This is a genomic window from Aquirhabdus sp. (assembly GCF_046462495.1).
Taxonomy (GTDB): Bacteria; Pseudomonadota; Gammaproteobacteria; order Pseudomonadales; family Moraxellaceae; genus Aquirhabdus.
This window is the reverse complement of sequence record NZ_JBKGVE010000009.1, coordinates 177,722-191,581: the sequence shown is the minus strand read 5'-3', so window position 1 is coordinate 191,581 and position 13,860 is coordinate 177,722. Positions and strand designations below refer to the sequence as shown.

The following is a 13,860-nucleotide window of genomic DNA, read 5'->3' as shown; positions in this document are numbered from 1 at the left end:
ACTTGGTGGCAAAGTACTCAACACGGTAATCCTTTAACATCTAAGCGGCGATCTGATCAACAGGATAGCCTAATTTAGCCAAACTGCGTTCACCAAAATGGTAAGGATTTTCACCTGCTGGTTTTTTCTTTTCCATACCTTCCAGAACGTAATCGACGCAAGCAATAGCATCCGTCAGATACTCAATAGATTGCAGGCTAGGCTGTGTGATTTCAAATGATTCATGCACATATTGAGCCGCTGCACGAAGAATAGCTTGTCCACGTGGTGCATTCAAAAACGCCATGGCACCACTCACAGACTCGCAAGCTGCTGCAATACTTTGAATTTGCGCTGAATCTGTATTGTTCTCGAGGTATGAAAGAATGATGTCCATTGCACCTGCTAAGCTCGTTCTACTTTCTGCAACGATTAAACTGCGTGCATCGACTAACTGATGCAGTGAAATTCGTAAATTTGTAAAAGGCAACATGACTAAACCCGGAGTATGAGTCTGCTCCATGAGAATAATGGCATTTTCACTATCGAGCAGATGATCCATCAAGGCGTTAATCTGGTTTTCATCAGGAAGGCTTACCCATTCTTTAACCCGATTGGCTTGATCATTGAGGCCCTTACCCGCATAGTTTAAGGTGAGCACTTCCAAAGTCTGTCCAAGCTCTTTTAAAGAAGTACTCAGCGTGTTTAAAGCATCATCGGGTTGCTGATTATTCACAATCAGATCTACAAGCTCTTTAATTTTGGCAATATCTTGATGTACCAACTGACTAACCGTATGAATCATCTCCTGGTCAGGTCCAAATAGAAACTGTTTATGATTTAATGTTTCTTGATCGGGTTTCACTAAATCAGTTAAACCAAATTGTGCCAAGAGTGGATTTGCATCATCCATAATCGCCGTCATGGCGAGTAGGTCCGCAATAGAATCACGTGTGAAGAGGGCATTTTGCTGAGTAATGCGCCGTTCAATATAGATCAATACACGCTTACGACTATCCGTTAATAGTGTACTTGGTTTAAGGGTTGCAATCACTTGAGCGGCAATCTGCCAGTAAAGTGCTTCTGGTTGAATGCTCAGAGATGTCATTAGTGTAGTCGCTTTATGCATCAAGGCAAAATCACGTGCTTGAGACTTCTTTTGCAGCACAGCACGTAAGCCCGTTTGAAACATTTGTGCAAGTTGGTCTTTAATGACTTGTTTCTGATTGTCTTGCAGAGCAAGAGGCATTGTTGTCGCAGCCGATGCATTTTTTTGTATCGCATCGTCATCAAGATAAGGCTGTAAGTAATAACCTTCTGATAGAAAGGGGAGACCTAATAGCTTACGGATTAAGTTGGTGATGGGTAGTAACAACTGAGCAGATAACGTTTCATTCAAGAGTACAAATTCAAGATAACGTGTCAGCGTCATCAACCCCTCACTGAGTGCAGTGATTTTACTGTCATCGGTTGTATCAGGATTCTCTGAAATATTAATCAACAGCAGACGGATTCCATCCGATAGTTCAATAGCGCCGTCCATACGTAACAATTTGAGAATGCCCGTAACTTGATGCATCGCATCTGCTGCATCAAATAACCCAACAGTGACACTTTGATCTGAAATAAATAGGCTTAACGCAGACTCGACCTGATTCAAGGATGCATTAATTTCTGATTTGACGATATAAAGAGAGGATATATCAAAGTGCTGGACATCAAAATATGATTTTGGATTTGAGGCGAGTGATGCAGGCATGTTCCTTTCCTGTTGTTGAATCCGTGCTATATCCAATGATGTCATGATCAACAATTTAACTCAATCATGTTTCATGACTAAACATCAAATATGAATAGATATAAATGGTTAAGCATGAATTAAGTCGTTCTTCAAACCAAATGTGATGCTCGCTTAGTCACTTTTCATTCATCCTTCGATAGTCACTCCTATCAAGAAAAGCAAGTAATGCCAACCGATTCACATTCTACGCTTAGTCATATATATCCATGATGCTATGATGTCTGACTTTGTTCCCATTTATGCCAAATGGAAATAGCACCATCACGACCACCATCCATTTCAGCAATCCAGGCTTGATGAAGATCAAGCTCGTCTGTATGGGCTTGTACAACGGTGAGTTTACGCGAAATACGCGTACGGCTTTCATTTGCCTGAGCGCTGCGTTCCTCCTGAATATCCATATCCAGCGTAACTTGACCACCAGTTAACAGCAAATAAACGTCAGCAAGAATCTCTGCGTCTAATAATGCGCCGTGAAACGTACGGTCACGCTCTTTGATTTCGTAACGTTTTGCTAAGGCATCAAGCGAGTTTTTTTGCCCTGGATGCTTACGCTTGGCGATAGCCAATGTATCCGTGACCGTGATTTGCTCAGCAAGTGGCCGACGCCCAGCCATCTGCATTTCAGCTTCCAAGAAGCGCATATCAAAGCTCGCATTATGTGCGATCACTTCTGCACCCACCAAAAATGCCTCAAGCTCATCGGCAATATCAGCAAATAAAGGCTTATCACTTAAAAACGCGTCGCTGAGTCCATGGATATTTTCTGACTCACCAACTAACCGCTGTGGATTCAGATAAACATGCAGAGAGTTTCCAGTCAATTTACGATTAATAAGTTCAATAACACCAATTTCGACAATCCGATCGCCTGTTTTGGGGTCAAAACCTGTCGTTTCTGTATCTAAGATGAGCTGACGTTTACCACTACTGGTAAATGCATCTAATCGCGCTGTATTATGAGTGCGGACCACCCCTTGTGATTCTTCGGCATGAGCATCATCGGTTAGGGATGATGGCAAAGGACGTCGTGTTGCCACTGTCTCTTCAGCATCATCGAAACGCTCATACGACTCTGACAGATCTTGTTCTTCTTCATTGAACCAATTTGGTTCTTCAAGATCATCGAACTCTTCGGGGGGCAAAAGCAAATCCATGAGCGGAGTTGACTCAGTATTTTTAGCTTTGATGATAAGTGGCCGATCTTCCGGAGAGTCCATATGCGCTGCCAACGTTTGGTTTTTATCACCAGCTAATGCCACAGATGGTCCTTGAGTCTCTAGGCCCTGATTTGCCAACTGGTCCGCTTTTTCATTGCCAGCATGTCCCGCATGACCTTTAATCCAGCGCCAGTCTATTTTTCTATTTTGGCTGAGCCTATCTAGAATTTTCCATAAATCTGCATTGACAACCGCGCCACCATCACTCTTTTTCCAATTCTTTTTCTTCCAATTATGGATCCACTCACTAATCCCTTTTTGAACATAATTCGAGTCAGTCCATACTGTTGCGGCAAGGGCAGGGTCAGTACGCGCTAACCCTTCTATAGCAGCCATAAGCTCCATACGATTATTGGTGGTATGCGGCTCTCCCCCACAAAACTCTGTTTTTTTGCCATCCGCATACTCCACATAAACACCCCAACCACCTTTTCCAGGATTACCCCGACATGCACCATCGACATAAAGCGTAATCATTTGGGATGAGGTTGTGAGTAGCGACATGGTGATATCCGAGTTGACTGATTAAAATTAAAACGATAGAACGAGTACTAGTCTGAAGTCAGTATGTTTTCCGAGCTTTCAGCACTAGAAAAATAGAAAATCTTGCTGACTACACAGCAAATAAAGAACCATTTAAGACCATTATGCCGTAATTTTTAGTCAAGGTTCTGGAGTATTCGTGTGTAACAGTTCACATAACTCAATAAAGTGTAGGACAAGATACCACAAACGCAACATTCGCTTACGTCCAAACACTTTATGAGTATTGGTAGAGCATGCATTATCGGTCTACAATGTTAATTACATATGCGTTTGACTTGGAATAATACATGATGTCGTCGTTTTTGCTGCCTGCGCAAGTCGGTCCTGATGCAATACTTGCACAAACACCTAAACAAAATGGTCGCATTGGTACCTTACCAATGCTATACCGTTATACCCCTCATGCACTAGTCCTTGCCATTGTCGGTATTATGGCCGGCTGTAGCTCAACGCCACCGCAAAACTCTGCCCATAAGATTCCGAATAAAAAAAATCATTCAACTCAATCGCGTAGCAACCCACAGGATAATCTCGATCTCGAAAGTGCAGACTCCTTAGAAGAACTATTACAAGCGACAGATATGGAAGCGGTCGAAGGTGATCGTCTAGCCGTTCTACGCTACGGTAATTTATGGAACCGTATTCGGGTAGGTTATCGATTAGATTTATCGGTTGAAAATCCAAGAATTAGTGCTCAACGTAACTGGTTTGTTAGTCGTCAGCCCTATATCGATCGTTTATCAGCACGTGCCAGTCGTTATTTTTACTATACTGTGACTGAAGCAGAGCGCCGTGGGATTCCAACTGAACTTGCCTTATTGCCCGTCATTGAAAGCTCTTATGATCCCTTTGCAACAAGTAACGCCTCGGCAGCAGGGATGTGGCAATTTATCCCAAGTACGGGTCGTATCTATGGTTTACGCCAAGATTCGTACTATGACGGACGCCGAGATGTTGTTGAATCCACCCGCGCAGCTTACGACTTTCTCACCAGCCTTTATCAGAAATTTGGTTCATGGGAACTTGCCTTGGCTTCGTATAATGCTGGCCCAGGCCGTATTCAGCAGGCAATCAATCGCAATATTGCACAAGGCTTGCCAACCGATTACTGGTCACTTAAGTTACCTGAAGAAACTATGAATTACGTGCCACGTTTTATTGCGGTCGCACAAATTATCAAAAATCCAGAAAGTTACGGTATTCAGCTCAATAGTATTGCAAACCGTCCGCATTTCCGTGCGGTGACCTTACAAGGGCCTGTTGATCTCGCGAAAATTGTTGAAACAACCGGCTTAACCAGCAAGGAGATATTCGAGCTCAATCCAGCATTCTTACAAGGGGTAACTGCGCCGAATGGCCCTTATCGGGTTTTGATTCCGACCAGCCTTTCTGCTTCGGTCGATGCACGACTTAAAAATCTACCTACCGTAGACCCAAGTCGATTTGGCGTGACCGATACAGGTAGTTTGCTCGCGATGAATCAACCCATCACACAGACGATTACTCAAACCATTACGCGTTCAGATGGCAAGACCTCTACCGCTGTGAGTACGCCCCAAGCCGCCGCAATTATGGCAGCAGGCAATGTGGTGAGCAGCAGTAAAACAGCGAACATTACTGAATCCGTGACCGTCCGTGGTAATCAGCGGATTCCAACCAATGCCGATGCATTAGCAGCTATGGCTAACCAAGCCAGCGTGCCATCTCAAACGAATGTTCAAAAAGCTGTTGCTAACGTAAATAACAGTGCGAATGCTGTACAAAGTCAAAGTACTGCGACTCAACTTGCTAGTAATATTCCAGCCCCTGTTGTTGCTAAGACCGATGCAACAACAATGACAATTACTACAAGACCTGCATCAACAGTGCAGCCTATTGTGAGTAATCCAAATGTCTCTGCGACTAACATCACAGCAAGTAATACGACAGCGCCTGTAGACAGCTCAGCGCCAGTTACTCAGTCACCGATTATCGTTGCACCAGCAACAACGTTGAACTCGGCTCCAATTGTTGCTGTGGCCATCGATCCCAAAAGTGCTGATATCAAAAACGGCTCATTGCCGAATTTGAGTGCTGATGATAAAAATAAAGTTGTCACCGAAATCAGATCGATTACATCATCCAGCACCCCAGTCGTTGATCCATTAGATGGCAAAATTCAGCTGACCGCTATTCAGACTCAGCAATCAGTCTTGGACAAGCAAGGTGAAACCCGCTCACTAAGTTATGACCAACCATATTTAAAATCACCGACAGCAACAGATATCAAGACCCATAAGTTGACACCTGTTGAAACCAAAGTCGTGGCCGACGTCAAGGTATCAGATAAGCCTAAAGGTGTACGGACGATTTATATCGTTAAAGCAGGTGATACCTTATTGAATGTGGCAACGAAAGCTGGCCTAGCATGGCGTGATATCGCTAAATGGAACCAAATGGATGCCAATGCGAACTTGATCACAGGGACGCCGCTTTATCTTTATGGTGCGAAGAAAATTGTTGAGACGCCTACGACTTATGTGGTTCAGGCAGGCGATACATTGACGGATGTTGCTGCACAGTTCAACCTAACGAATCGTGAACTTGCGGATCGTAATAATTTAAAAGTCACGAGTAATTTGATTACAGGAACCCGCTTAAATCTTGTGGCAAATACGGACAGTGCTACTTCAAAGGACTCAACAGGTAAATTAGCAGACAAGGTGAGTGATTCAACAGCCAGTAATGCAAAATCCAGCACGATAAAAACAGATGACTATACGATTAAGCGTGGCGATACTTTAGCTAAGATTGCCAGTCGTTATAACTTAAGCGTTGGTAACTTAGCGAAACTCAATGATATCCCCGCAACAACCTCCTTACTGGTAGGTGATACAATCAGCGTTCCTGCAATTGAGTTGCCAAACAAAAAATCGTCAGCTAAAGATGACAAGCCATCTACTGAAAAAACACCAACGAGTGATTACAAGGTCAGAAGTGGTGAGACCTTGGCTCGTATAGCAGCCAAGCATGGGTTAACAGTCGTGGCTTTAGCGGATTTAAATGACATTCCTGCGGATACACGTATCCAAGCAGGTGATACGATCAGTGTCCCTGAGCCTGAAAAACCAGTAGCGAAGAAAAAGAGTCATCGCTAGTTATGTGCTTCAACCGCCCAAGGATGGGCAGTATTCAGGTTATCGTAGTCAGTCTGGTGTTTTTTCTAATCACACCAGCATTTGCCATAGTAACTACAAGCAATGCTATAGCGCTGAATGGAACACCACTACATTCCCAAGACGCTTTTTTTCCTTATGCCAATCCCAATGCCCCCAAAGGTGGAACTTTTTCAACGATGGCTCAGGGGACGTTTGACAGTCTCAATGCACTGATTAGCAAAGGGACTGCTGTTAACGGAACGGCCTATTTATCTGATTCTTTACTCGCGACCTCACTGGATGAACCCTCAGTCGCTTATGGTTTGCTTGCAGACAAAATCACGCGAGATACTGAAGATCCATCGTGGATCATATTTCATATTCATCCCAATGCTCGATTTTCGAATCAGCAACCTGTCACTGCCGATGATGTGGTATTCACATTCGAGACGATCCTAACTCGAGCTGTCCCAGGACTTCGATCCTATTATGGAGATATCAAAAAAGTCACAGCAGTTGATCAGAACACGGTACGTTTTGATTTTAAAACTAAACATAACCGTAAAATTGCATTTGCGATTGGACAAATGTCTATTTTATCGCGTCAAGATTGGAAAAATCGCCCCTTTGATCAAGTCACGATGACTCCGCCATTGGGCAGTGGACCCTATATCGTCGAAAGTATTGATGCCGGTCGGAGTATTATCTACAAACGCAATCCTCAATATTGGGGACGTGATTTGCTAGTAAATCAAGGTAAATATAATTTTGATCGAATCAAATATCTTTATTACCGAGATTTAGATACCGCATTTCAGGGTTTCAAAGTCGGGCAATATACCTTTCGATTAGAAAAATCAGAACGATCTTGGGTTCGTGGTTATGATTTCCCCGCCATTAAAAGTGGTTTGGTCATTAAGCAGGTCTTGCCGAATCGTAATCCCATTACGATGAGTGGGCTCGTCTTTAATCTACGTCAATCAAAGTTTCAAAATCTCAAAGTACGTCAAGCCTTAACGCTTGCCTTTGATTTTGAGTGGCTAAACAAATCTGTTTTAAATGGACAATACACTCGGCTACAAAGCTATTTTTTTAATAGTGAACTCGAAGCAAAAGGTCTACCCCCTGAAGCCGAGCTCGTCTATCTAAGACCGTTATTACCTCATTTATCCAATGGGGTTCAACAAGGCATATTGAGCTCTTGGCAAGCACCAATGAGCGATGGACAGGGCTTTAACCGCGATAATCTATTAAAAGCACGGCAGTTATTGTTAAATGCGGGCTATCGTTATGTGAACGGTCATTTGTTTGATGCTCATGGTCAACCTTATAAAATTGAATTCTTAAGTAATGATGAGAGTCAGCAGCGTATTATTCTGCCATTTATTCGCAATCTTGAGAAACTTGGCATCAGCGCAAGCCTTCGTGTAGTTGATATTCCTCAATATATAGAGCGAACACGGCGTTTTGATTACGATATGATCATGGATACATTTCCACAAACTTTAACGCCGTCAAGCGAGCAACAAGGCTATTGGGGAAGTCAAGTCGCAGAGCAATCTGGGAGCCTCAATACGGCAGGCATTCAAAACCTTGTGGTTGATGCGTTGCTGAAGCAGTTGGTGATTGCGAAAGACCGACGCGCTATTATCAATCTGAGCCGCGCATTAGATCGCGTACTTCGCGCAGAATTCTATATGATTCCTCTATATGGTTTTTTGGGAAATAGAGTCGCGTTTTGGAATCTATATCAAATGCCCAAACAACGCCCTCTCTATGATATCGGTGTAGATTATTGGTGGATTGATGCCAAAGCAGAACAGAGAGTCAATCAATACCTAGGTAGCCAATAAATGACTATCTATATATTTAAACGTCTTTTATTAATTATCCCGACTTTGTTTTTAATTCTGCTGACAAACTTCGTCATTGTACAGATGGCACCAGGTGGTCCAGTCGAGCAGGCCATTGAGCGTGCAAAATTCGACACACAGGGTTTAGGTCATGTGGGTGAGTTATCAGGTGAAGTGGGTAAGCTTGCACAATCAAATCAAGCTCAGTATTTAGGTGCGAGAGGATTGTCACCAGAAATCATTCAACAAATCAAAACTCAATATGGTTTTGACCAAAGTGCTACTGAGCGTTTTTGGATGATGATAAAACAATACGCGTCGTTAAACTTCGGCACCAGTTTTTTTAAAGATAAACCTGTGATTCAGCTCATTATTGACAAGCTACCCGTCACGATTTCATTAGGGTTATGGAGTACGTTGCTGATTTATGCAGTGTCAATTCCATTGGGTATAAAAAAAGCTGTCAGTCACGGTGGTCGATTTGATCAAGGGACGGCCTTATTGCTGGTCGTTGGCAATGCAATTCCCATGTTTATCTTTGCAATTTTATTGATCGTTTTTTTTTCTGGAGGCTCGTATTTGCATTGGTTCCCGCTTCAGGGACTGATGTCCGAGAATTTTGATCAGTTAAGTTTTTATGGAAAAATTAAAGATTATTTTTGGCATATGATGTTGCCATTGATCGCCATGACCATCGGTGGTTTTGCAGCTGTCACCTATCTCGTTAAATTTTCATTCGTAGAAGAGCTAAGTAAACCCTATGTGCTTACTGCACGTGCCAAAGGCTTGACCATGAGCCGGGTACTATATAGACACGTCTTTCAAAATGCCATACTTGTGCTGATTGCAAGATTGCCCGAAACCCTGCTTGGGATCGTTCTCACAGGAAACCTTCTAATTGAGATCGTATTTAATTTAGATGGGATCGGCTTGCTGGGTTTTGAGGCGATACAGCAACGTGATTATCCCGTTATTTTCGGCATCTTATTTATTTATACGCTCGTACAGCTGTTGTTCCGATTGATGAGTGATCTTTTATATCGCTGGATTGATCCTCGAATTGATTTTAATCAACAGGGACTTCTATGATCGATTTGACTCAATTGAGCCCCCTGATGCAAAGGCGCATCCAGCGATTTAAGCAACATCAGTTTGGTTATGTGTCTCTTTGGATATTTATCTTCGTATTAATCATATCCATGTTCGCTAACCTGATCGCCAATGATCGCCCCCTTTTGCTTTCTTATAAAGATCATCTGTATACCCCGATATTCAAGCAATATCCTGAAACGACGTTTGGCGGTACTTTTGAAACCGAAACGGATTATCGTGATCCCGTGGTCAAACAGTTGATTAGTAAAGAGGGCTGGATGCTTTGGCCTCCGATTCCTTTTTCAGACCAGAGCCCTAATTTAGATCTCAACGTTTCCGTCCCCTCAGCACCATCCAGCCAAAACTGGTTGGGTACTGATGATCAGGGTAGAGATGTATCTGCAAGAATTTTATATGGTTTGCGTGTATCTATTTTATTTGGAATTGCATTAACGTTTGCAGGCACGTTGCTCGCTATTCTTGTGGGTGCAGTACAAGGATATTTTGGCGGTTTAATTGACTTAATCGGCCAAAGGTTAGTAGAGGTTTGGGGAGGGATGCCTCAGCTCTTTTTAACAATGATTCTGGTGAGTATGTTCTCACCCAGTGTTTACTGGTTATTTGCGATTATGTTGTTGTTTGGCTGGATGAGTTTAGTCAGCTTAGTCCGCGCAGAGTTTTTACGAGCGCGGCATTTAGACTACGTTCGTGCTGCGCAAGGCATGGGGATAGGTCCATTTAAAATCATATTCAAACACATCTTGCCTAATGTTTTTAGCTCGAGTTTATCGCAAATCCCTTTTATATTAACTGCAAATATTACTGCGCTGTCCACCTTGGACTTCCTCGGTTATGGTCTACCGCTCGGGTCACCCTCTCTAGGCGAGCTTTTTACGCAAGCACGTAATAATTTGGATTCTCCTTGGTTAGCCCTATCTGCATTTTTTACTTTTCTCATTCTACTCACCATATTAGTCTTTATCGGGGAGGCTGCTCGTGATGCATTCGACCCCAAGCGCTAATATCAAACAAAATGATCTGCTGAGCGATTCGGAACAGATCTCTTTAACAGTCGAAAATCTAACGCTTTCGTTGAAAGGGGAGCAAAAGGCTCTAGTAGACACGCTGTCTTTCGATTTGTATCCGGGACGCACTCTGGCATTGGTCGGAGAAAGTGGTTCTGGAAAATCATTATCAGCACTCGCACTGATGGGATTATTACCAGAAGCCATCTGTGCTTCGGGGCAAGTCATGCTGAATGGTGATGACATTTTAGGCTTATCTGAGACGGCGTTATGTCATATTCGGGGACGAAAGATTGCGATTATTTTTCAGGAACCTATGACCGCACTCAACCCGCTACATACCATTGAAGATCAAGTTGGAGAACTGATGCTGTCATCAGGTTCACCAATAGAAAAAAGACGGCAGGTCATTGAACTGTTAATTCAGGTGGGTATAACAGAGCCTGAGCAATATTTAAGACGTTTTCCACATCAATTGTCTGGTGGTCAAAGGCAGCGTGTCATGATCGCGATGGCACTGGTGGGGAATCCTGACATTTTAATTGCGGATGAACCGACAACCGCGCTTGATGTCACCATGCAGACACAAATTCTAGAGCTCATCCATCAACTTCAGCAAAAACGACAGATGGCGTTACTTCTGATTAGTCATGATTTGAGCCTAGTCAATCAATACAGTGACGATATCATTGTCATGCAGGCAGGTCGTGTCATTGAACAAGGTCGTACCGATCAAATTTTCAAGCACCCCCAGCACGAGTATACGCGAAGTTTATTGAACCATCATTTCGGTGATCCATTGCATATCTCCTCGGATAAGCATACACAGATTCTTGAGGTCAAAGATTTAAGTGTCCAATTCAACCATAATGCATTTGGAATGTTAAGTTACCTTCGACAGCATAAATCCCATCGCAGCTTTGAAGCCTTAAAGCCCTTAAGTTTTTCTTTACAGCAAGGGGCTGCTTTAGGGGTAGTCGGCGAAAGCGGGTCGGGGAAAACCTCTCTGGCACTTGCAATTGCGCGTTTAATATCAAGTTCAGGGGAGATTTGGCTTGGTAACGACGCTTTACACGGGCAAAACCAGTCTGCACTGCGGCCATTTCGTCATCGTTTTCAAATGGTATTTCAAGACCCCTTTGCAAGTCTGAACCCGCGATTAAATGTGGAAAGTATCATTGAAGAAGGTATAAAAGCACAGATTATATCGCCTAGTGAGCGTCGTCAGGCGGTAGCATCTGCCTTACAGAAAGTTGAGTTACCCGTAGATTTTATGTACCGCTACCCCCATGAGCTATCCGGCGGACAAAGGCAACGTGTTGCACTTGCACGCGCACTGATCATGCAGCCGGAACTGCTCATTTTAGATGAGCCAACCTCGGCACTCGATCGTAGCACGCAGCGTACTTTAGTCAGGCTATTACGGAAATTACAACAACAAGAAAAACTCAGTTATCTATTTATTAGCCATGATTTAGCGGTTGTCCGCGCATTATGCCAACGCGTTTTAGTCTTGCAGGATGGTCATATGATTGAGCTACAATCGACAGCGGATTTGTTTGCCAATCCTCAAACGGAGTACACCAAACGCTTGATCTCTGCCTCATTATTTTAAAGATTGATATCGTGCGAGTACTTTATGTCAATTTTTGCTGTTCTGGGCGGTATCAAAAATCTGTTAGGATGAAGAGCTTGAAGATTTTTTAATTTCACAGTTTTGATTTAAGTGCTAAATAAAGAGAGTGAATATGCTATTACAAGGTAAACGTTTCCTCGTGACAGGAATTGCAAGTAAATTATCCATTGCCTATGGCATTGCTCAGGCGTTGCATCGTGAAGGTGCAGAGCTGGCATTCACTTACCCTAATGAAAAACTTAAAAAGCGTGTGGATGAATTTGCAGCATCATTTGGTTCAACGCTGGTATTTGCGTGTGATGTTGCCAGTGACACAGAAATTGAGCAAACCTTTGTTGATCTTGCCAAACATTGGGATGGCTTGGATGGTTTGGTACATGCCATTGGTTTTGCACCTGGGGATCAATTAGAAGGGGACTTCACAACAGTCACCAATAGAGAAGGATTCCGAATTGCCCATGACATCAGCTCATATAGCTTTATTGCTCTTGCACGCGCAGCACGCCCTTTACTTAGTGTCCGCCAAGGCTGTTTGCTGACTTTAACCTACCAAGGCAGTGAGCGCGTTTTACCTAACTACAATGTCATGGGTCTGGCGAAAGCCTCTTTGGAATCCAGTGTTCGCTATCTTGCGACGAGTTTGGGCGGCGAGGGAATACGAGTCAACGGCATCTCTGCAGGTCCGATTCGGACTTTAGCCGCAAGTGGTATCAAGAGCTTCCGCAAAATGCTTGATGTGAATGCACAAATTGCACCTTTACAACGCAATGTAACTATCGAAGAAGTCGGCAATGCAGCGTTATTCCTCTGCTCGCCATGGGCTTCGGCTATTACTGGTGAGATTCTGTATGTCGATGGTGGTTTTAACACTGTGGCAATGAGTGAACGGATGATGGCTGACTAATTTAGAGTCTATTTCTGCATCAACATAATGAGTACGCATCCCGTACTCATTATGAGGTTTATTGAGAGCAATTTAATGGTTTATAAGGTTTATCATGACTCATCGTTTCGAGAATGAATACGTCACCTCAAACTATCGCTATATTTCGGCTTATAACGAGTTGAATGCGCGCACATCCCAGCGTCAACAAGCGCTCACCATTTTTATCAGTTTTTTTGTTGGGTTACTTGCCGCGCTGATTGCATCCCATAGTGCATCAGGTCTGGATAATGCTCATATTGAGTGGATTTTGTTAGGTTTTCCGGTTGCTTCGGCAAGCTTTGCATTTTTAAATTATAAATACGAGCTGATTATTGCCAATATTCGAGCCTATCTAGCACAACTAGAGCAATTAAATGATGCCCACTTAAGCTTACCTAGCTATAACTCAGACATCGAATGGATGATCAATTCAGCCCATGCCAGACGTTTCCATGACTATGCGTGTGCGATTTTAATTTTAGCCTGTAATAGTATTGGTTTATCGGCATTTTATGTACTGTATCCAGTACGGTTTGGACTCTCAACTTGGGTGATTTGGGTCGTTGTAATTGTGGCCATACTGACTGCATTTATGCATTGGATGCTGCCTAAGTTTGGCGTGGGTAAACGTAAAAGAGTCATTTGA

The 13,860-nt window shown here is 43.2% G+C and carries 9 protein-coding genes; 7 read left to right on the top strand and 2 right to left on the bottom strand.

Going from position 1 to position 13,860, the window contains the following annotated elements; translation table 11 throughout:
* Window positions 1-40: 40 nt before the first annotated feature.
* Window positions 41-1,738 (bottom strand): hypothetical protein, encoded by a 1,698-nt coding sequence (locus tag ACLHG7_RS11545; protein WP_410211165.1) that lies wholly within the window; start codon window positions 1,736-1,738, stop codon window positions 41-43.
* Between the two features lie 254 nt (window positions 1,739-1,992).
* The gene (gene dnaQ, locus ACLHG7_RS11540) at window positions 1,993-3,504 is read right to left on the bottom strand and encodes a DNA polymerase III subunit epsilon (protein ID WP_410211164.1); all 1,512 of its coding nucleotides are present in this window, start codon (window positions 3,502-3,504) and stop codon (window positions 1,993-1,995) included.
* A 329-nt stretch (window positions 3,505-3,833) separates the two neighbouring features.
* On the opposite strand from dnaQ, the gene ACLHG7_RS11535 reads away from it, so the two are divergent.
* The 7 genes from ACLHG7_RS11535 (at window position 3,834) to ACLHG7_RS11505 (ending at window position 13,860) form a co-directional block, all read left to right on the top strand.
* Complete coding sequence (locus ACLHG7_RS11535) at window positions 3,834-6,683, top strand: LysM peptidoglycan-binding domain-containing protein (RefSeq protein ID WP_410211163.1); 2,850 nt, start codon at window positions 3,834-3,836, stop codon at window positions 6,681-6,683.
* 2 nt (window positions 6,684-6,685) lie between these two features.
* Complete coding sequence (locus ACLHG7_RS11530; protein WP_410211162.1) at window positions 6,686-8,536, top strand: extracellular solute-binding protein; 1,851 nt, start codon at window positions 6,686-6,688, stop codon at window positions 8,534-8,536.
* A complete protein-coding gene (gene yejB, locus ACLHG7_RS11525) occupies window positions 8,537-9,625 on the top strand; it encodes a microcin C ABC transporter permease YejB (RefSeq protein ID WP_410211161.1) in 1,089 nt (362 codons plus the stop codon).
* Between the two features lie 14 nt (window positions 9,626-9,639).
* A complete protein-coding gene (locus ACLHG7_RS11520) occupies window positions 9,640-10,650 on the top strand; it encodes an ABC transporter permease (RefSeq protein WP_410211250.1) in 1,011 nt (336 codons plus the stop codon).
* Complete coding sequence (locus ACLHG7_RS11515; RefSeq protein WP_410211249.1) at window positions 10,628-12,268, top strand: ABC transporter ATP-binding protein; 1,641 nt, start codon at window positions 10,628-10,630, stop codon at window positions 12,266-12,268. Before ACLHG7_RS11520 ends, ACLHG7_RS11515 begins: the two co-directional genes overlap by 23 nt.
* 133 nt (window positions 12,269-12,401) lie before the next feature.
* On the top strand, window positions 12,402-13,193 hold the full coding sequence (locus ACLHG7_RS11510) for an enoyl-ACP reductase (RefSeq protein WP_410211160.1): 792 nt from the start codon (window positions 12,402-12,404) through the stop codon (window positions 13,191-13,193).
* A 94-nt stretch (window positions 13,194-13,287) separates the two neighbouring features.
* The gene (locus ACLHG7_RS11505; RefSeq protein WP_410211159.1) at window positions 13,288-13,860 is read left to right on the top strand and encodes a hypothetical protein; all 573 of its coding nucleotides are present in this window, start codon (window positions 13,288-13,290) and stop codon (window positions 13,858-13,860) included.